This is a genomic window from Microbacterium sp. NPDC080005 (assembly GCF_040702445.1).
GTDB classification, from domain to species: domain Bacteria; phylum Actinomycetota; class Actinomycetes; order Actinomycetales; family Microbacteriaceae; genus Microbacterium; species Microbacterium oleivorans_D.
Window position 1 is genome coordinate 370494 of record NZ_JBFBLD010000002.1, and the last position, 18637, is coordinate 389130.

The 18637-nt window shown below is 70.5% G+C and carries 16 protein-coding genes; 10 read left to right on the forward strand and 6 right to left on the reverse strand.

The genetic code is table 11. The annotated features are described in order from the left end of the window. Nucleotides 1-111 precede the first annotated feature (111 nt). From AB0259_RS08630 to AB0259_RS08640, 3 genes are read right to left on the reverse strand one after another with little or no spacing between them, the layout of a single operon-like run. Nucleotides 112-2631: a polynucleotide kinase-phosphatase gene (locus tag AB0259_RS08630; RefSeq protein WP_366222288.1), complete on the reverse strand. Its 2520-nt coding sequence runs from the start codon at nucleotides 2629-2631 to the stop codon at nucleotides 112-114. After that, nucleotides 2628-3980, reverse strand: coding sequence for a 3' terminal RNA ribose 2'-O-methyltransferase Hen1 (locus AB0259_RS08635; RefSeq protein WP_366222286.1), 1353 nt, complete (start codon nucleotides 3978-3980; stop codon nucleotides 2628-2630). The genes AB0259_RS08630 and AB0259_RS08635 overlap by 4 nt, the downstream gene beginning before the upstream one ends. 59 nt (nucleotides 3981-4039) lie before the next feature. Next, a complete protein-coding gene (locus AB0259_RS08640; RefSeq protein WP_366222284.1) occupies nucleotides 4040-4396 on the reverse strand; it encodes a metalloregulator ArsR/SmtB family transcription factor in 357 nt (118 codons plus the stop codon). An 81-nt stretch (nucleotides 4397-4477) separates the two neighbouring features. On the opposite strand from AB0259_RS08640, the gene AB0259_RS08645 reads away from it, so the two are divergent. The 4 genes from AB0259_RS08645 to AB0259_RS08660 all read left to right on the forward strand — a co-directional run bounded on the left by AB0259_RS08645 (nucleotide 4478) and on the right by AB0259_RS08660 (nucleotide 7916). After that, a complete protein-coding gene (locus AB0259_RS08645) occupies nucleotides 4478-5779 on the forward strand; it encodes an FAD-dependent oxidoreductase (protein ID WP_366222282.1) in 1302 nt (433 codons plus the stop codon). Continuing rightward, complete coding sequence (locus AB0259_RS08650; RefSeq protein ID WP_251577976.1) at nucleotides 5779-6297, forward strand: GNAT family N-acetyltransferase; 519 nt, start codon at nucleotides 5779-5781, stop codon at nucleotides 6295-6297. Before AB0259_RS08645 ends, AB0259_RS08650 begins: the two co-directional genes overlap by 1 nt. Further along, complete coding sequence (locus tag AB0259_RS08655) at nucleotides 6294-6695, forward strand: arsenate reductase ArsC (RefSeq protein ID WP_366222280.1); 402 nt, start codon at nucleotides 6294-6296, stop codon at nucleotides 6693-6695. Before AB0259_RS08650 ends, AB0259_RS08655 begins: the two co-directional genes overlap by 4 nt. Nucleotides 6696-6827: 132 nt before the next feature. Further along, entirely contained in the window at nucleotides 6828-7916 is a 1089-nt protein-coding gene (locus AB0259_RS08660) for a hypothetical protein (RefSeq protein WP_366222278.1), read from the forward strand. 81 nt (nucleotides 7917-7997) lie between these two features. On the opposite strand, the gene AB0259_RS08665 is transcribed toward AB0259_RS08660, so the two are convergent. Both AB0259_RS08665 and AB0259_RS08670 read right to left on the reverse strand, forming a co-directional pair. Then, nucleotides 7998-9872: an FAD-dependent monooxygenase gene (locus AB0259_RS08665; RefSeq protein ID WP_366222277.1), complete on the reverse strand. Its 1875-nt coding sequence runs from the start codon at nucleotides 9870-9872 to the stop codon at nucleotides 7998-8000. A gap of 38 nt (nucleotides 9873-9910) precedes the next feature. After that, complete coding sequence (locus tag AB0259_RS08670) at nucleotides 9911-11293, reverse strand: MFS transporter (RefSeq protein WP_366222275.1); 1383 nt, start codon at nucleotides 11291-11293, stop codon at nucleotides 9911-9913. Nucleotides 11294-11405: 112 nt separating this feature from the next. On the opposite strand from AB0259_RS08670, the gene AB0259_RS08675 reads away from it, so the two are divergent. From AB0259_RS08675 to AB0259_RS08700, 6 genes are read left to right on the forward strand one after another with little or no spacing between them, the layout of a single operon-like run. Then, nucleotides 11406-12905: a fumarylacetoacetate hydrolase family protein gene (locus AB0259_RS08675; RefSeq protein WP_366222273.1), complete on the forward strand. Its 1500-nt coding sequence runs from the start codon at nucleotides 11406-11408 to the stop codon at nucleotides 12903-12905. Continuing rightward, nucleotides 12887-13585 carry a GntR family transcriptional regulator gene (locus AB0259_RS08680; RefSeq protein ID WP_251577964.1) on the forward strand — a complete coding sequence of 233 codons (699 nt, stop codon included), beginning with the start codon at nucleotides 12887-12889 and terminating at the stop codon, nucleotides 13583-13585. The genes AB0259_RS08675 and AB0259_RS08680 overlap by 19 nt, the downstream gene beginning before the upstream one ends. A gap of 22 nt (nucleotides 13586-13607) precedes the next feature. Beyond that, entirely contained in the window at nucleotides 13608-15119 is a 1512-nt protein-coding gene (gene hpaE, locus AB0259_RS08685) for a 5-carboxymethyl-2-hydroxymuconate semialdehyde dehydrogenase (protein ID WP_366222270.1), read from the forward strand. A 24-nt stretch (nucleotides 15120-15143) separates the two neighbouring features. Beyond that, on the forward strand, nucleotides 15144-16292 hold the full coding sequence (gene hpaD / locus AB0259_RS08690) for a 3,4-dihydroxyphenylacetate 2,3-dioxygenase (RefSeq protein WP_251577960.1): 1149 nt from the start codon (nucleotides 15144-15146) through the stop codon (nucleotides 16290-16292). Nucleotides 16293-16304: 12 nt separating this feature from the next. Continuing rightward, nucleotides 16305-17090: a fumarylacetoacetate hydrolase family protein gene (locus tag AB0259_RS08695; RefSeq protein WP_366222268.1), complete on the forward strand. Its 786-nt coding sequence runs from the start codon at nucleotides 16305-16307 to the stop codon at nucleotides 17088-17090. Next, nucleotides 17075-17875, forward strand: coding sequence for an HpcH/HpaI aldolase/citrate lyase family protein (locus tag AB0259_RS08700; RefSeq protein WP_366222266.1), 801 nt, complete (start codon nucleotides 17075-17077; stop codon nucleotides 17873-17875). Before AB0259_RS08695 ends, AB0259_RS08700 begins: the two co-directional genes overlap by 16 nt. A 4-nt stretch (nucleotides 17876-17879) precedes the next feature. Here the strand turns inward: AB0259_RS08700 and AB0259_RS08705 are convergent, their stop codons facing one another. Next, on the reverse strand, nucleotides 17880-18599 hold the full coding sequence (locus tag AB0259_RS08705) for an ABC transporter ATP-binding protein (RefSeq protein ID WP_251578979.1): 720 nt from the start codon (nucleotides 18597-18599) through the stop codon (nucleotides 17880-17882). Nucleotides 18600-18637 lie beyond the last annotated feature (38 nt).

The following is an 18637-nucleotide window of genomic DNA, read 5'->3' on the forward strand; positions in this document are numbered from 1 at the left end:
GCTCCACGCTACGAACTCCGGCCGGTCGCCCGGAAGGGGTGGTGCGGAGTTTCTCGCCGCGATATGGCGCTCGCCGGCGGCGTTCGCGTCGGGTCGGCCGGGGGCGGGGGGTCAGAGTCGGGGGTCGATGGGGTCGGACTCGAGGGCGAGCACCGCGAAGACGGCCTGATGGACCCGCCACAGCGGCTCGCCGGCGCTGAAGCGGTGCAGGGCCTCGATCCCGAGGGCGTACTCGCGCGCGGCGAGCGAGCGCTTGTGTCCGACGTTGCGGTCGCGCAGGCGCGCCAGGTTCGCCGGGTCTGTGTAGTCCGGCCCGTAGATGATGCGCAGGTACTCGCGCCCTCGCACCTTGATGCCGGGCTGCACGAGGCCCCTCTCCGAGCGCGTGAGGTTGGCGAACGGCTTCACGACCATGCCCTCCCCGCCGGCGCCGGTGAGCTCCTCCCACCAGTCGATCGCGGCGGTGACGGATGCCGCGTCGTCGAGATCGATCCGGCGTCGGCGCGTCGGCGCGACCAGGTCGGGTGCGGCCTCGACGAGGCGGTCGGCGACGGCCAGGTGCCAGCCGTGATCGCGCGTCTCGAACGTGGCCTCCCCAGCAGCCAGCACCTGGAACGGCGCGATGCGCACCTCACCCTGCTCGCCGACGTACCGGCGGTACGCGGCCCGGAAGCCCGATGCGCCCTCGGCGCGCACCCGGTTCCGCCCGGCGAGAGCGCTGACGTCGATGCCGGATGCCTCGGCCCGGGCCAGCACCGCGGACGCAGCACCCGTGGCGGTCTCCGCCGCCGACGCCACCGACGCGTACAGGTCGCGGATGAGGTCGCCAGCCTTGAGCGACCATGGGAGGATCTCGGCGTCCAGCAGGATCCAGGAGGCGCCCAGCTCCTCCCACAGCCCGGCGCGCTCGATCGCCCCGTCGAGGCGGGAAAGCAGCTCGGCTTCGACGTCCGCCGCGAAGAACGGACGGCCTGTCCGGGTGTGGATCGCGCCGCGCCGCCCCTGCGGCGCCGAGAAGCGGGCGGGTTCGCGCGAGACGAGCACAAGGGCGCGCGAGCCCATGTGCTTCTCCTCGGCGATGAGTTCCGTCACGCCGCTCGTCCGGTAGGTCGCGAACGCCTCATCGGGGTGCTCGAGAAACCCGTCCCGCGCCGATGAGCTCGGGGGCGACATCGTCGGCGGCAGGTGGATGAGCCAGCGCGGATCCGTCGCCCACCGGCTGATGGTCTCCAGCCCACCGGCGGACTGCTCCTCCTTGATGCCGACCCGGCCATGGAGACTCGTCTCGACGATGAGCCTGCCCCGCACGTCGGCCAGGTCGAGGACGCCGGGCTCCCGGGTCGGGGCGGCGGGCGCGAGCGGCCGGATCGGGTCGTACCAGACCTGCTCGGCCCGCACCGAGACCACCTCGCGTTCGGGGTAGCGCATCGCCGACAGCGCACCGCCGAAGACGCATCCGGTGTCGAGGCACGCGGTGTTGTTGACCCATTCCACCGTCGGCACGGGCGTGTGCCCGTAGAGGACGACGGCCTTTCCGCGATAGTCCTGCGCCCACGGGTGCCGCACGGGCAGGCCGAATTCGTCGGTCTCGCCCGTCGTCTCGCCGTAGAGCGCGAACGCACGGACCCTGCCCGACGCGCGGCCGTGGTACTGCTCTTTGAGCCCTGCGTGGGCCACGACGAGGCGGCCCTCATCGAGGATGAGGTGCGACACAAGGTCGTAGCAGAACGCCGCGACCTGCTCGCGGAACTCGTCGCTCTCGCCCGCCAACTGCGCCAACGTCTCCTCGAGCCCGTGGGAGAGGGTGACCTTCGCTCCGCGCAGCGCCCGGACGAGCTTGGCCTCGTGGTTGCCGGGGACGGCGAGCGCGGTGCCGGACGCGACCATCCCCATCGCCAGGCGCAGCACGCCGACCACATCGGGACCGCGATCGACGAGGTCGCCGAGGAAGACGACGCGACGCTGCTCGGGATGCCGCGCGTCGACCGCGCGGCCCTGCTCGTCGCGCAGGACCTCGTAGCCGAGGCGCCCGAGCAGGGTCTCGAGCTCGCTCCGGCATCCGTGCACATCGCCGATGACGTCGAACGGGCCGTGCTCGTCGGTGCGGTCGGTGAGCAGGCGCGTCCGCTCGACCGTGGCGGCGGCGACCTCCTCGGGCGAGTGGAGCACGTGCACCTTGCGGAAGCCCTCGCGACCGAGGTGGCGGAGCCCGCGGCGGAGCTGATCGTTCTGCCGCTTCACGACCCCGGCCGGGATGTGGCGGTCGGTGCGCACCGCATTCCGCTCGACGGCGACGGCCTCGGGAACGTCGAACACGATCGCGACCGGCAGCACATCGTGCGCCTTCGCGAGCTCGACGAGCTTGCGGCGGGCGTCCGGCTGCACACTCGTCGCGTCGACGACGGTGAGCAGGCCGGCGTCGAGTCGCTTGCCCGCGACGTACTGCAGAGCGTCGAAGGCGGCAGCGGTCACGGACTGGTCGGACTCGTCGTTGCCGACCATGCCGCGGAAGGTGTCGCTCGAGAGCGTCTCGTACGCACCGAAGTGCTCCCGCGCGAAGGTCGACTTGCCCGAACCGGATGCCCCGACGAGGACGACGAGCGACAGGGCGGGGATGTCGAGGACGCTCATGCGCCGGCCTCCTTCCGGAACAGGGCGAGCTGGGTGGGAGCGCCGCGGTCGGCATCCGCCTCACCCACCGGACGGAACTCCACCGCGTAGCCGTGCCGGCCGGCGACCGCCTCGGCCCACGCCCGGAACTCGGCACGGGTCCACTCGAACCGGTGGTCGTCGTGACGGAATGCGCCGGGCGCGAGGTCGGGATACAGCGTGTTGTACTCGGCGTTGGGTGTCGTGACGATGACGGCGCCGGGAGCAGCCGACGCGAAGACCGCATCCTCGAGCGCGCCGAGCCGCGAGGGGTCGACGTGCTCGACGACCTCCATGAGGACCATCGCATCGAAGCCGCGCAGGCGCTCGTCGCGGTAGACGACGGAGCCGTGGAGGAGCTCGAGGCGTTCACGTTCCCCGTCGGATGCCTCGGCGAGCCGCAGCATCCGCGCCGCCAGCTCGAGCGACCGAGCCGACACGTCGACTCCGACGATCTTCGTGAACGATCGGTCCCTCGCCAGACTTGCGAGGAGCGCGCCCGGACCGCATCCCATGTCGACGACGCGGCGGGCACCGACGTCGGCGAGCGCGGCGAGGACGGCACCCGCCCGGTGCTGCCGCAACGGGGCCGGTCGCTCCGCCGACGCGGCGGGATCCTCGAGCAGCGCGCGCTGATGCAGCAGGTAGCGGCGGGTGATGAAATCGCGCTCGGGGTGGCCTGTCAGCCAGCCCTCCCCCGCACGCTCGAGCTTGCCGATCTCGTCGTCGCCCACCCAGTAGTGCTTGCTGTCATCGAGGACGGGCAGCAGCACGTAGAGCTGGCGAAGCGCCTCGGCCAACCGGACGTCGCCCGTGAGCACGACGGAGCTGTAGCGGGAGTCCCCCCACTCCGGGTGCGCATCGTCGAGGGGGATCCGTTCCTGCGCGACAGACCAGCCGCAGGGCTCCAACAGCCGTCGGACGAGATCCTCGTCCCCACGGGTCGATACGACCGGGATCTCGATCTGCAACGGCAGAGCGGATGCAGCCAGCTCCGGGTACGTGTCGCTGCGCCCCGTCATCGCGGTGCGGAAGACGGTCCCGATCGCGACGGCGAGCATGCTCGATGCGACGTACGGGCGGTCGTTGACGTAGTGGCCCAGGGCCCCGGCATCCCCTAGAAATCGCTTGTTCCGGACGAGCGCGATCGGATCGACCTCGAGCAGCACCGCGACGGTGCAGCGCTCCACGGTCGCCTCCGGGTAGAAGACGTGGATGTCGCCGACGGGCGCTGAGAACGTCTGCACCTTCGCGGGGTGCTTGTGCACCAGGTAGCCGAGAGCGGTCGCATCCTGACCGTCCACGGGCGCATACGTCACCGTCACGAGCATCGTCGCCTCCCCCGTCGTGGCATCCGCCCCACTCTAGGGGCGCCCCGGGGGGCGGGGGGTCAGGCGGTCAGGAAGTCCGCGATGCCGGTGAGTGCCTCGGGCTGAAGCCGGTAGTACGCCCACGTGCCGCGCTTGGAGCGGGAGAGGAAGCCCGCTTCGGTCAGCACCTTGAGATGGTGCGACACCGTGGGCTGCGACAGGCCGACCGGCTCGATCAGGTCGCACACGCACGCCTCCTGACCGGCGGACGAGGCGACGATCGACAACAGGCGCAGGCGCGCAGGGTCGGCGAGCGCCTTCATCGTCACAGCCAGGCGCTCCGCCTCCACCTGTCCGATCGGCTCCTTCACGAGCGGAGCACAGCACGCCGCCGCGTCGACCGCAGGGCTCGGGATCACGGGAAGCATCGTCACCATGTATCGATGTTAATCGATATTGACAGCCATCGATATAGCGGCGCATACTTTCGATCGACATCCAGCGATACGGAGGACAGGATGACGCTGCTCGACCTCACGCCCCGCGCGACCGCCACCTCGCGGCTCGCCACACTCCCGGTGGTCGTCATCGGCGCGGGACCCGTCGGCCTCGCCGCCGCGGCGCACCTCCTCGAGCGCGGCGTCGACGTCATCGTGCTCGAAGCGGGTGACGGACCCGCCGCCGCCGTCCGGCGATGGGGGCACATCCGCCTCTTCTCGCCGTGGCGCCACCTCGTCGACCCGGCATCCCGCCGTCTCCTCGAGGCCTCGGGCTGGGTCGCACCCGAGCCGGATGCCGCGCCCACCGGGCGCGAGCTGGTGGAGTCCTACGCGACGCCCCTCGCCGAGCTCGAGGCGATGCGCCCCCGCATCCGCTACGGGTCGCGCGTGATCGCCGTCGCCCGAGAGGGCATGGACCGCACCCGCAGCACCGGGCGCGAGACGACGCCGTTCGTCATCCGGTACGTCACGACCGACGGGATCGGCGAGCTGACGGCCCGCGCCGTGATCGACGCCTCCGGCACCTACGACTCCCCCAATCCGCTCGGCTCCACCGGTCTCGACCTGCTCGGCACCGCCGACCTCGGCGACCGGCTCGTGCACCCCCTGCCCGACGTGCTCGGGCGAGACCGGACGCGCTTCGCCGGGCGCCACACGACCGTCGTGGGCGCCGGCCACTCCGCCGCGAACACCCTCCTGTCCCTCGCGACCCTCGCCGAGTCCGAGCCCGGCACCCGCATCACCTGGCTGATCCGCAATCCGACCGCGGTGCGCGTGTCCTCCTCCGCCGAGGACGAGCTCGGCGACCGCGCCGCGCTCGGGTCGCGCCTGGACGCTCTCGTCGACAGCGGACGGATCGAAGAGGTCGACTCGTTCGAGATCGGTTCGGTCGAGCGTCGCGGCGACGGTGTCCGACTGATCGGGATGCGGCGAGGCGCGGCATCCGTCCACGACACGGATATCGTCGTCGGCGCGACGGGTTTTCGGCCCGATCTGTCGATGCTGCGCGAGATTCGGCTCGGGCTCGACGACATCGTCGAGGCGCCCGTCCGGCTCGCGCCGCTCATCGACCCCAATGTGCACTCGTGCGGCACCGTCGAACCGCACGGCTTCGACGAGCTGCGGCATCCCGAGCACGGCTTCTTCATCGTCGGCATGAAGTCCTACGGCCGCGCACCGACGTTCCTGCTCGCGACCGGCTACGAGCAGGTGCGCTCGGTCGTGGCGTGGATCGACGGCGACATGCGCGCCGCGACGCAGGTCCGGCTGACGCTTCCGGCGACCGGCGTGTGCTCCACCGACCTGGGCGGGTGCTGCTGATGACACGGACACGGCCGATGGCGTCGCTCGACTGGCCCGACGTCGAGCGCATCTTCGCCGCGGGGATCGCCGGGGGCGAGGCGACGTTCGAGACGACAACCCCGACATGGGAGGCGTTCGATGCCGGCAAGGTGCCAGACGCGCGCCTCGTCGCCGTCGACGCCGATGACCGCGCCGTCGGGTGGGTCGCGGCATCCCGCGTCTCCACCCGCGAGGTCTACCGCGGCGTGATCGAGCACTCCGTCTACGTCGACCCGGCGCACACCGGCCGAGGCGTGGGACGCGCCCTGCTCGACGCGTTCATCGACGCCGCCGAGTCGGCGGGCTACTGGACGATCCAGTCGAGCGTCTTCCCCGAGAATGAGGTGAGCCTGCGGCTGCACGAGAACGCCGGCTTCCGAATCGTCGGGCGGCGCGAACGCATCGGCCGGTCGATGCTCGGTCCTCACGCCGGACAGTGGCGCGACACGCTCCTCATCGAACGCCGATCCACCCGAAACGGACACGACACCCCATGACCGCCACCCCCACCGTCCTGTTCGTCTGCGTCCACAACGCGGGACGCTCCCAGATGGCCGCCGGCTACCTGCAGCATCTGGCGGGCGACCGCGTCGAGGTGCTGTCTGCCGGCTCCGAGCCGAAGGATCGCATCAATCCGGTCGCCGTCGACGCCATGGCCGAGGAGGGCATCGACATCGCCGCGAACACACCGAAGCTGCTGACCGTCGACGCAGTCCGCGAGTCGGACGTCGTGATCACGATGGGGTGCGGCGACGCCTGCCCGATCTTCCCCGGCAAGCGCTACGAGGACTGGCAGCTCGACGACCCCGCCGGGCAGGGCATCGAGGACGTCCGTCGCATCCGCGACGACATCCGCGCCCGCGTCGAGGCGCTCATCGCCGACCTGACCGCCTGAGGCGCGGCAACCACTCGCACCGGAGTGTCCGGATTCGTCCGGATAGCCTCCGACGATCCGTCCCCCGGATGAGAACTCCCTAATGTGATGCCGCGTGCGCCCGCACGCCCAGTCCCTTGCAGGAGGAAACGCATGACATTCCGGTTCACAAAGATCGCGACCACGGTGGGGGTGGCGACCGCGCTCGTGCTCTCATCGCTCGTCGCCGCGGCGCCGGCGAACGCGGCGATCGTCAACGCCTGCACGGTGACACTCACGGCGCCGAAGAAGATCTCCGCGGCTTCGCACGAGCAGATCTTCTACGTGGATGTCGCGAAGTCCGATGCCGGGCAGGCGCCCGACTGCCTCGAGAGCGTGACCATCGCCCTCATCCGCAAGAAGGACAACCGCAAGCTCGATTCGTGGCGGATCAGCACGTCGCGGATCGACTACCAGAACGGCCGGGTCCAGCTCGAGCTCCCCGCCTACCCTGACTTCGCCATCGCCGGGTCGTACACCGCCACCGTCCAGGACGCGAGCCTGAGCTACTCCTGGGCGTCGGCCAACGACGCCGACTACTGGACGGACAGCCCGCGGGTCGTGTTCGCGAACGCGGCCATCGATCTTCGCCATGCCGCCGACGCCACGATGCGCCTCACCCGACGCGTCGACGGCGTGGCGTTCTCGGGGACTGTGTCACGGTTCGACCCGTCGTGCTGCTCTCCTGCCTTCGTGCCGCAGTCGGGCTCACGCGTCGCACTGCAGAAGAAGAGCGGGTCGACCTGGATCACGAAGAAGACCGTCACGAGCAACAGCAAGGGTGCCTACTCGGCCGTCATCCGTGACGACGCCAAGGGCACGTGGCGCGCCTTGGTGCAGGCCGCACCGACGCACTGGTCGGATGCCAGCGGGGCGAAGACCATCGCGAAGAAGACGACGGGCAAGGCCGCCGGAAAGGTCGGCATCTCGTCCGAGGCGACCTACTCCCGGGGTACGGTCGTCGCGACGTCGTACACCGCATCGGTCTCCTTCGACGCCGGGGCGGGGTTCACCGCGGCGCCGAAGGACACAACGGTGAAGGTGCAGAAGCGCTCGTCGAAGGGCTGGAAGACGATCGCCACCCGGAAGACGAACGCCTCGGGCAAGGCTGCCTACACTGCGTCGTCGAAGGGCACCTACCGCTTCGTGGTGCCCGAGACGAAGCTCACCAAGGCCGCGACCTCCGCCGCTCGCAGCTGGTAGGGCGCGGCTCACTCGCGACCCGACGCGATCTGCTGTCTCCGCCGCTCGGTGGCAGCAGTTCGCGTCGGATCGAGCGCGCGGTCAGCGCGCGAACGCGCCGGAGAGGAAGACGTCGAGCTCGGTGGTGGCCTCGAGCGGCAGCACCGCCGCGACGTACTGATCGGGGCGCACCACGACGACAGCGCCGCGGGCGTCGATCCCCCGCTCGGCGAAGATGTCGACCGAGTTCCAGGCACCGGGCCCGGCCGCGTAGACCTTCTCCCAGTCCATGAGGCCGAGCGGGCCCGTGCGCGGCCGGAAGATCTCCGGGACCGACAGCAGATCGACCTCGTCGTAGCTCTGCGGGTAGACCACCTTCACGTCGAACACCGCGTCGACGTCGGCTCCGGCGGGCGTGAACCGCACCAGCGGCGAGGCGGGCGACGCCGCCCAGTCGGCCCACGCGGCCAGGGCTGCGGCATCCGGGTCGGCGAAGGCATAGAGACGCCAGCGGCCGTCGGCGCGCGCGTGGTGGCCGAGGTGCACGACGTTGCCGTCGCTCACCCGCGTCACCGGGACCGACGCGAAACGCTTGCCCACCGGGTAGCCCTCCGCGAGCGCCTGATGGCGATCGTCGCCGACGATCGCCGACGCGTCGTAGCGGGTCATGAACCCCGAGGGGAACTCGGCGGTCGCGAGGTAGTAGTTCGCGAGGTCATCGGGGTCCGAGATCTCGTGGGGCTTGCGTGCCATGAGCGACGACCACTCGCGGTCGAAGTCGATGAGCTGCTGAGCGACGGGCTGACGCTCCTCCGAGTACGTGGACAGGAGGGATGCCGGGGCGAGCCCGGTGAGCACGTGCCCGAGCTTCCACCCGAGGTTGAAGCCGTCCTGCATCGACACGTTCATGCCCTGCCCTGCCTTCGCGCTGTGCGTGTGGCAGGCGTCGCCGGTGAGGAACACCCGCGGGGTGCGGCCGTCACCGTCCTCGACGTCGTCGAACCGGTCGGTGACGCGATGGCCGACCTCGTACACGCTGTGCCAGGCGACCTCCTTCACGGCGATCGAATACGGGTGGAGGATCTCGTTCGCGCGCCGGATGATCTCCTCGATCGGCGTGCTGCGCACCGCGCGGTTGTCGCTCTCGGCGACCTCGCCGAGGTCGATGTACATGCGCGAGAGGTATCCGCCCTCCCGCGGGATGTGAAGGATGTTGCCCGCCTCGGAGGTGATCGCGCATTTGATGCGCCAGTCGGGGAAGTCCGTGTTCACCAGCACGTCCATGACACCCCAGGCGTGCGACGCGAACTGCCCGACGTGGCGCCGCCCGATCGCCTCGCGCACACCGCTGCGCGCGCCGTCGCAGCCCACGACGTACTTCGCCCGGATCGTGCGCTCCTCGCCGGCCCGGTCGCCCTCCGCGTGCCGGACCCGCACGTGGATCGGATACTCGTCCGCGTCGTCGCGGCTGAGTCCGCGGAACTCGATGCCGTAGTCCGGACGGATGCGGCCGGGCCCGAGCGCCGCCGCCTCGGCGAAGTAGTCGAGCACCCGCGCCTGATTGACGATGAGGTGCGGGAACTCGCTGATCTTGAGGCCGTAGTCCTCCGTGCGGCTGGTGCGGTGGATGCGCGACGGATTCTCGGGGTCGGGCCCCCAGAAGTTCATGTACCCGATGTTGTACGCCTCGGCGATGATCCGCTCGGCGAACCCGAATGCCTGGAAGGTCTCGACGCTGCGGGGTTGGATGCCGTCGGCCTGCCCCAGCGGCAGCCGGCCGCCGCGGCGCTCGATGATGCGGGTCGAGACGGTCGGGAACTGCGCCATCTGGGCGGCCAGCAGCATCCCGGCCGGCCCCGATCCCACGATGAGCACATCGGTCTCGTCGGGGAGGTCGTCCGGCCGCTCGATGCCGGTCCCGGCGGCGTCCTGGACGCGCGGGTCCCCCGAGACGTAGCCGTGGTGGTGGAACTGCATGGTGCTCGCTTTCGAGAAGACGACCGGATGCCGCGGGTTCAGGCCCGTGCCACCCCGTAGATCGGGCTCTTCGCCTGCTCCTCCTCGTGATCGGGCCCGAGGGGGATGCCGGTCCGGTCGCGCAGCAGCAGAGTTGCGAGCAGGCCGAGCACGGTCATCCCGGCCAGGTAGAAGGCGACCGACCACGTCGTCCCGGTGGCCTGGACGAGTGCCGTCGCGATCGTGGGGGCGAACGCACCGCCGAGGATCGCGCCGATCGCGTAGGAGATCGAGACCCCCGAGAAGCGGATCGAGGCGGGGAAGAGCTCGGCGTAGTACGCGGACTGCTGACCGTAGGTGAACCCCAGACCGATCGCGAGGATCGCGAGGGCGGTGAACAGGAGCCCGAGGTCGCCGGTGTTCACGAGCGGGAACAGGGTGAACACGCCGATCAGCTGCAGGATCCACCCGCCGATGTAGGTGGCGCGGCGCCCGATGCGGTCGCTGATCCAGCCGGCGGTCCAGGTGGAGGCGAGCCAGAACAGGGCCGAGCCGGTGACGGCGAGGAGGACACCGCTGCGGTCCATCGCCAGCGGACCCTCGGGGTTGGTCGCGTAGTTCTGGATGTAGCCGCCCGTGGTCATGTACCCCGCGGCGTTGTTGCCGGCGAACACGAGCGCCGCGATGACGACGAGGAGGGCGTGCTTGCGGAACAGCTGCACGATCGGCGTGCGCGTGCGCTCCTTGCGCTCGGCGAGCTCGAGGAAGACGGGGCTCTCCTCGACGCGACGACGGATGTAGTAGCCGACGAGGATCAGCACGATCGAGAAGAGGAACGGCACACGCCAGCCCCATTCGAGGAAGGCCTCGCCCGGCGCCAGGACCGACATCAGCGCCATCATCCCGGAGGCGAGGAGGAGACCGATCGGCACACCGATCTGCGGCGAGGCGCCGAACAGCCCGCGCTTCTGCTTCGGGGCGTGCTCGACGGCCATGAGCACCGCACCGCCCCACTCGCCGCCGGCGGAGATGCCCTGCAGGATGCGCAGGAAGATCAGGAGGATCGGGGCGGCGAGGCCGATGACGGTCCAGGTCGGCAGGAGACCCACGAGGGTCGTGGCGACACCCATGAGGATGAGGGTCACGACCAGCACCACGCGGCGCCCGTACTTGTCGCCGAAGTGGCCGGCCAGGAACGCGCCGAGCGGGCGGAACAGGAAGCTGATGCCGACCGTGAGGAACGAGAGGATCGTCGCCGTGCTCTCACCGAGCGGCGCGAAGAAGAGCTGCGCGAAGACGAGACCGGCCGCCTGCGCGTAGATGAAGAAGTCGTACCACTCCACGGTGGTGCCGACGACGGTCGCGAAGACGACGCGTCGGCGGTCGGTGGGGCTGCTGATCGTTCCGGTAGGGGTGAACCCCGTACGCGAGGATTCGCTCATCTTCGTTGACTCCTGGGTGACGTCGTTGTCGGGTGCGCAGTGGTCCGTTATGGTTGCTGCGGATGCGTCGATAATATACGATTTGGGATATGCCGCAAGAGCGAGGGAGCTCATGACCCACGACATCGAACCGACGACCCCCGTCGATCCGCGCTTCGCGGCCCTTCCTCAACGCCCGGGCAAGGTCCTCGCTGTCCACCTCAGCTACGCGTCGCGTGCCGACCAGCGCGGGCGTCGCCCGTCGGCGCCGTCCTACTTCCTGAAGCCGTCGAGCTCGCTCGCGGCGTCGGGCGATGAGATCGAACGCCCCGCCGGCACCGAACTCCTCGCCTTCGAAGCCGAGGTCGCCCTCGTGATCGGCTCGGACGCCCGTCACGTCGGCGCCGCAGATGCCTGGGCTCACGTCGGGTGGGTCACCGCGTCCAACGACTTCGGCCTCTACGACCTCCGCGCGAACGACAGCGGCTCGAACGTCCGATCCAAGGGTCGAGACGGCTACACGCCCGTCGGGCCCGGCCTCATCGATGCACGGCAGATCGATCCGGCCCGCCTCCGGGTGCGCGCATGGGTCAACGGCGAGCTCGCGCAGGACGACACGACCGCCGACCTGATCTTCCCCTTCGCGCAGATCGTCGCCGATCTCTCCCAGCACATGACCCTCGAGCGCGGCGACGTCATCCTCACCGGCACCCCGGCCGGGTCGTCGGTGGTCGTCCCCGGCGACGTCGTCGAGGTGGAGGTGGATGCACCGGATGCCGCGGGGGCGCCGACGTCGGGGCGCCTGCGCACGACGGTCGCCCAGGGCGCGCAGGGATTCGACCCCGAGCTCGGGTCGCTCCCCGCCGTCGACGACCTGCAGCGCGCCGAGGCATGGGGCTCCCGCGAGGCCGCAGGGCTTGCCGTCGAAGCCGCGCCCGGCCTCGACCCCGCGCTGCGCGAGAAGCTCCACCGCGCACCCGTCGCCGGACTCTCGCAGCAGCTGCGCAAACGCGGCCTCGACAACGTCACGATCGACGGGGTCCGGCCGCTGCACTCCGGCGCCAAGCTCGTCGGCACCGCCCGGACGCTGCGCTTCGTCCCGAACCGCGAGGACCTCTTCGACAGCCACGGCGGTGGCTACAACGCGCAGAAGCGCGCGTTCGACGCGGTCGGCGAGGGCGAGGTCATCGTGATCGAGGCCCGCGGCGAGACCGGCTCGGGCACCCTCGGCGACATCCTCGCGATCCGCGCGCACGCCCGCGGGGCCGCGGGCATCGTGACCGACGGCGGTGTCCGCGACGTCGAGGCCGTCACGGCCGTCGGCATCCCGGTTTACACGGCCGGAGCCCACCCCGCGGTCCTCGGCCGTCGTCACGTCCCGTGGGACGTCGACGTGACCGTCGCCTGCGGCGGGACCACCGTCCAACCCGGGGACATCCTCGTCGGCGACGCCGACGGCGTCATCGTGATCCCCCCGACGCTGGCCGCCGAGGTCGCCGACGCCGCCCTGGAGCAGGAGATCGAGGACGGCTGGATCGCCGATCAGGTCGCCCACGGGCATCCCGTCGACGGACTGTTCCCCCTTTCGGGCGAGTGGAAGGACCGGTACCGCGCATGGCGGGCGACGATCTGACGACGGCACCCGACCTCAGCAAGTCGCAGCGCGCGTACCACTGGGTGAAGGAGCGCATCGCGTCGCAGGAGTTCACGCCGGGGTACCGCCTGGTGCTCGGCGCGATCGCCGGGGAGCTCGGGATGAGCGTCGTGCCGGTGCGCGAGGCGATCCGCCAGCTCGAGGCTGAAGGGCTCGTCACGTTCGAGCGCAACGTGGGCGCCCGCGTCTCGATGGTCGACGACACGCAGTACCGCTTCAGCATGCAGGCGCTGTCGATCCTGGAGGGGACCGCGACGGCTCTGGCCGCGCGCCGCCTCACCGCGGACGACTTGCGGCACGCACGCCTCACGAACGAGCGGATGATCCAATCGCTCAGCGACTTCGACCCGCACTCCTTCACCCGCCTCAACCAGGAGTTCCACGCGACCCTCTACGGCAAGTGCGCGAACCCGCGGATGCTGGAGCTCGTCGAGTCGGAGTGGGCACGTCTCGGCCACCTCCGCGATTCCACCTTCAGCTTCGTGCCGGGCCGCGCGCAGGAGTCGGTGCGCGAGCACGAGCAGATCGTGGCGCTCATCGAGCGCGGCGCTCCCCTCGGCGACATCGAGCAGGCGGCCCGACGCCACCGGTCCGCGACCCTCGACGCCTACATGATCCACGAACACCCGGACGAGGCCCTCGGCCTCCCGAACTTCTGACCCTCGAGCAAGGACGCACGACATGACGGACCCCACCCTCGCGGCCCCGCACACGCCCGCGGACCTCCCGACCCGCATCCGGCACTACATCGACGGCGCCTTCGTCGACTCGCAGGACGGCGAGACCTTCGACGTGCTCGACCCGGTGACGAATCGCGTGTACCTGCAGGCCGCGGCGGGCAAGAAGGCCGACGTGGATGCCGCCGTCGCCGCGGCGCGGCGTGCGTTCACCGAGGGTCCGTGGCCGCGGATGCTGCCGCGCGAGCGCTCGCGCGTGCTGCACCGCATCGCCGACCTCGTCGAGTCGCGCGATGCCCGGCTCGCGGAGCTCGAGTCCTTCGACTCCGGGCTGCCGATCACGCAGGCGCTCGGGCAGGCCCGCCGTGCCGCCGAGAACTTCCGCTTCTTCGCGGACCTGATCGTCGCCCAGTCCGACGACACGTTCAAGGTGCCGGGGCGCCAGATCAACTACGTCAACCGCAAGCCGATCGGCGTCGCGGGGCTCATCACCCCCTGGAACACGCCCTTCATGCTCGAGTCGTGGAAGCTCGGCCCGGCACTCGCGGCCGGCAACACGGTCGTGCTGAAGCCCGCCGAGTTCACGCCGCTGTCGGCATCCCTCTGGGCCGGCATCTTCGAGGAAGCAGGGCTCCCGCAGGGTGTGTTCAACCTCGTCAACGGCCTCGGCGAGGACGCCGGTGATGCCCTCGTCAAGCACCCCGACGTGCCGCTCATCTCGTTCACGGGCGAGAGCTCCACGGGCCAGCTGATCTTCGCGAACGCGGCACCGTGGCTGAAGGGCCTGTCGATGGAGCTCGGCGGCAAGAGCCCCGCCGTCGTCTTCGCCGATGCGGACCTGGATGCCGCGATCGACGCGACGATCTTTGGGGTGTTCTCGCTCAACGGCGAGCGCTGCACGGCAGGCAGCCGCATCCTCGTCCAGCGCGAGGTGTACGACGAGTTCGTGGAGCGCTACGCCGCGCAGGCGCAGCGCGTGACGGTCGGCTACCCGCACGACCCGGCCACCGAGGTCGGCGCCCTCGTGCACCCCGAGCACTACGACAAGGTCATGTCCTACGTCGAGCTCGGCAAGACCGAGGGCCGGCTCGTCGCGGGCGGCGGCCGCCCCGACGGCTTCGAGAACGGCAACTTCGTCGCGCCGACCGTCTTCGCCGACGTCCCGCCGACCGCGCGCATCTTCCAGGAGGAGATCTTCGGCCCCGTCGTCGCGATCACCCCGTTCGACACCGACGACGAGGCGCTCGCCCTCGCCAACGACACGAAGTACGGGCTCGCCGCCTACATCTGGACGAACGATCTGAAGCGCGCGCACAACTTCTCGCAGGCCGTCGAGGCCGGCATGGTCTGGCTCAACTCGAACAACGTGCGCGACCTCCGCACCCCGTTCGGCGGGGTGAAGGCCTCGGGCCTCGGGCACGAGGGCGGCTACCGCTCGATCGACTTCTACACGGACCAGCAGGCCGTGCACATCACCCTCGGCAAGGTGCACAACCCGACCTTCGGCAAGAACTGACCTCACTCACGCAAGGACGCTGACATGAGCCACCGCGACGACATGACCCTGACCTCCTCCGGCTTCTGGGTGAGCCAGGAGGCGCCGATCCGATCGGCGAACCCGATCCCGACCCCGTCCTCCCCCGCCCCCGACGTGCTGCGGTGCGCGTACATGGAACTGGTCGTGACCGACCTCGCGGCATCCCGCGTCTTCTATGTCGACATCCTCGGGCTGCACGTCACCGAGGAAGACGACGAGGCGATCTACCTGCGCTCGACCGAGGAGTTCATCCACCACAACCTCGTCCTGCGTCAGGGTCCGGTCGCCGCGGTCGCGGTCTTCTCCTACCGGGTGCGCTCCGCGGAGGACCTCGACAAGGCCGTCGCCTTCTACTCCGAGCTCGGCTGCGACGTGCGGCGTGAGCCGAACGGCTTCACGAAGGGCATCGGCGACTCGGTGCGTGTGGTCGACCCCCTCGGCTTCCCGTACGAGTTCTTCTTCGCGACGGAGCACGTCGAGCGCCTGTCGTGGCGGTACGACCTCTACAGCCCGGGCGAGCTCGTGCGCCTGGACCACTTCAACCAGGTGACCCCCGACGTGCCGCGCGCGGTCAACTTCATGCAGTCTCTCGGGTTCCGCGTGACGGAGGACATCCAGGACGAGGAGGGCACCGTCTACGCGGCCTGGATGCGGCGCAAGCCCACCGTCCACGACACCGCCATGACCGGCGGCGACGGTCCCCGCATGCACCACGTCTGCTTCGCGACCCACGAGAAGCACAACATCCTCGCGATCTGCGACAAGCTCGGCGCTCTGCGACGCTCGGACGCCATCGAGCGCGGCCCGGGCCGGCACGGCGTCTCGAACGCGTTCTACCTGTACCTGCGCGACCCCGACGGCCACCGCGTCGAGGTCTACACGCAGGACTACTACACGGGCGACCCCGACAACCCGGTCGTCACGTGGGACGTGCACGACAACCAGCGTCGCGACTGGTGGGGCAACCCCGTCGTCCCGAGTTGGTACACCGACGCCTCGCTCGTGCTCGACCTCGACGGCGACCCGCAGCCCGTCGTCGCCCGCACCGACTCGTCCGAGATGGCCGTCACGATCGGCGCCGACGGGTTCTCGTACACCCGCGCCCCCGAGTCGACGGGCGACGGCGAGTTCAAGCTCGGCAACCAGCTCTGAGGAGGAGATCGGATGCTGCCTCCCGAGACCATCGCCGACATCGCGGCCGAGCTGGCCGAGGCCGAGCGGACGAACGGCGTCATCCCGCGCATCACGGCGCGGTACCCCGATGCCACCGTCGAGGACTCCTATGCGATCCAGGGCGTCTGGCGCGACCGCAACATCGCCGCGGGGCGCCGGCTCGTGGGCCGCAAGATCGGCCTCACGAGCAAGGCGATGCAGCAGGCGACGGGTATCACCGAACCGGACTACGGCGTGATGTTCGACGACACGGTCTACCGCTCCGGCGACGAGATCGACGCCTCCCGGTTCTCGAACGTGCGCGTCGAGGTCGAGCTCGCGTTCGTGCTGCGCGAGTCCCTCGAAGGGCCGGGCTGCACGCTCGAGGACGCATTGGCCGCTATCGACTACGCGGTCCCGGCGCTCGAGGTGCTCAACTCGCACATCGAGCTCGAGGGCCGCACGATCGTCGACACGATCTCGGACAACGCGGCCTACGGCGCGATGGTCCTGGGCGACGTGCACAAGCGTCCCGACGAGATCGACCTGCGCTGGGTGCCCGGCGTGCTCTCGCGCAACGGCGAGATCGAGGAGACCGGCGTCGCCGCGGGCGTCCTGGGCCATCCTGCGACGGGCGTCGCGTGGCTCGCCAACAAATTCGCCCAGCACGGCGCCCGCCTGGAGGCCGGCGAGATCATCCTGGCGGGCTCCTTCACCCGTCCGATGTGGGTGGCCGCGGGCGACGAGGTACGGTGCGAGTACGGCCCGATGGGGGAGATCACATGCCGCTTCGTCTGACCCCGACCCTCCGCGCCGCGCTCGCAGACGCCGACCGTCCGCTGGCGGGGATGTGGGTGTGCACCGGCTCGCCGCTCGTCGCCGAGATCTGCGCCGGTGCCGGCCTGGACTGGGTGCTCATCGACATGGAGCACGCCCCGAACGGCCTCGAATCCGTGCTCGCGCAGCTGCAGGCGGTCGCCGCGTACCCTGTGACGCCGGTCGTCCGGGTGCCGTCCGACGACGCGGTCGTCATCAAGCAGGTGCTCGACCTCGGCGCCCAGAACCTGCTCGTGCCGATGGTGTCTTCGGCCGCGCAGGCGCAGGCGGCGGTCGAAGCGGTGCGCTACCCGCCGCGCGGCCGCCGGGGCGTCGGATCGGCCCTCGGCCGGTCGGCTCGCTGGAACCGGGTCGACGGATACCTCGCCGACGCCGACGACCACGTGTCGCTGTTCGTCCAGGTCGAGACGGCCGAGGGCGTCGACGCCGCCGGGGCGATCGCCACGGTGGACGGCGTGGACGGCGTCTTCGTGGGACCGAGCGACCTCGCGGCATCCCTCGGCCTGCTCGGCCAGCAGACGCATCCCGATGTCACCGCCGCCGTGCTGCGCGCGTTCGCCGCGGTGAAGGATGCCGGCGTCCCCGTCGGCGTGAACGCGTTCGATCCCGATGCGGCACAGGCATACATCGACGCGGGCGCCGACTTCATCCTCGTGGGCGCCGACGTCGCGATGCTCGCGCGGGGATCCGAGGCGCTGGCCGCACGGTGGTCGCAGGCTGCCGGCGAGGACCGCGCGGGCTACTGAGGCGTCAGCGCGTGACGTCGGTGACCGTCCCCTTGGCGAGGCGCAGTCGCCGCTGAGCCCGCGCCGCGACCGCCGAGTCGTGCGTCACGACGACCAGCGTCAGACCGGCGGCGTGAAGACCTCCGAGCACCTCGAGGATCTCGTCACGCATCGACTCGTCGAGGTTGCCGGTCGGCTCGTCCGCCAGCAGGACCCGCGGACGCTTGACGATGGCACGCGCGATCGCGACGCGCTGCTGCTGTCCGCCCGAGAGCTCTCCCGGGCGGTGATCGGCGCGCTCCGCGAGGCCGACCCGTTCGAGCGCGTCCGCGACGCGCACGGCCCGATCCGGCTTCGCGATCCCGAGCGGCTCGAGCCCCATGTCGACGTTCTCGGCGGCCGTCAGTGTCGGGATGAGGTTGAACCCCTGGAACACGAAGCCGATCTCCTTCGCACGCACCGCACCGAGCGCTGCGTTCGACGCCGTGGCCAGATCCGTGTCCCCGAGCTGGACGCTTCCGGCCGTCGGCTTGTCGAGTGCTCCCAGCAGCTGCAGGAGCGTCGACTTGCCTCCGCCGGTCGGTCCCTGAATGGTGACGAACTCCCCGGCCGCGATCGCGAGATCGACGCCGGCGAGCGCGCGCACCTTCTGCCCGTTGCGGGTGTAGTCCTTCGTCACACCGGTCAGCCGGTACGAGGCCGCCGTCGAGGTGGAACTGATCTCGGGGATGAGGGTGTCGGTCATGTGATCTCCCAGGAGGTGCATGGATGCGGTGTCGGTGG

Bases quoted from the DNA above. Each gene is read 5' to 3' on its own strand.
- AB0259_RS08630 (WP_366222288.1), bottom strand. From the start codon at position 2,631: ATGAGCGTCCTCGACATCCCCGCCCTGTCGCTCGTCGTCCTCGTCGGG.
- AB0259_RS08635 (WP_366222286.1), bottom strand. From the start codon at position 3,980: ATGCTCGTGACGGTGACGTATGCGCCCGTGGACGGTCAGGATGCGACC.
- AB0259_RS08640 (WP_366222284.1), bottom strand. From the start codon at position 4,396: ATGGTGACGATGCTTCCCGTGATCCCGAGCCCTGCGGTCGACGCGGCG.
- AB0259_RS08645 (WP_366222282.1), top strand. From the start codon at position 4,478: ATGACGCTGCTCGACCTCACGCCCCGCGCGACCGCCACCTCGCGGCTC.
- AB0259_RS08650 (WP_251577976.1), top strand. From the start codon at position 5,779: ATGACACGGACACGGCCGATGGCGTCGCTCGACTGGCCCGACGTCGAG.
- AB0259_RS08655 (WP_366222280.1), top strand. From the start codon at position 6,294: ATGACCGCCACCCCCACCGTCCTGTTCGTCTGCGTCCACAACGCGGGA.
- AB0259_RS08660 (WP_366222278.1), top strand. From the start codon at position 6,828: ATGACATTCCGGTTCACAAAGATCGCGACCACGGTGGGGGTGGCGACC.
- AB0259_RS08665 (WP_366222277.1), bottom strand. From the start codon at position 9,872: ATGCAGTTCCACCACCACGGCTACGTCTCGGGGGACCCGCGCGTCCAG.
- AB0259_RS08670 (WP_366222275.1), bottom strand. From the start codon at position 11,293: ATGAGCGAATCCTCGCGTACGGGGTTCACCCCTACCGGAACGATCAGC.
- AB0259_RS08675 (WP_366222273.1), top strand. From the start codon at position 11,406: ATGACCCACGACATCGAACCGACGACCCCCGTCGATCCGCGCTTCGCG.
- AB0259_RS08680 (WP_251577964.1), top strand. From the start codon at position 12,887: ATGGCGGGCGACGATCTGACGACGGCACCCGACCTCAGCAAGTCGCAG.
- hpaE (WP_366222270.1), top strand. From the start codon at position 13,608: ATGACGGACCCCACCCTCGCGGCCCCGCACACGCCCGCGGACCTCCCG.
- hpaD (WP_251577960.1), top strand. From the start codon at position 15,144: ATGAGCCACCGCGACGACATGACCCTGACCTCCTCCGGCTTCTGGGTG.
- AB0259_RS08695 (WP_366222268.1), top strand. From the start codon at position 16,305: ATGCTGCCTCCCGAGACCATCGCCGACATCGCGGCCGAGCTGGCCGAG.
- AB0259_RS08700 (WP_366222266.1), top strand. From the start codon at position 17,075: ATGCCGCTTCGTCTGACCCCGACCCTCCGCGCCGCGCTCGCAGACGCC.
- AB0259_RS08705 (WP_251578979.1), bottom strand. From the start codon at position 18,599: ATGACCGACACCCTCATCCCCGAGATCAGTTCCACCTCGACGGCGGCC.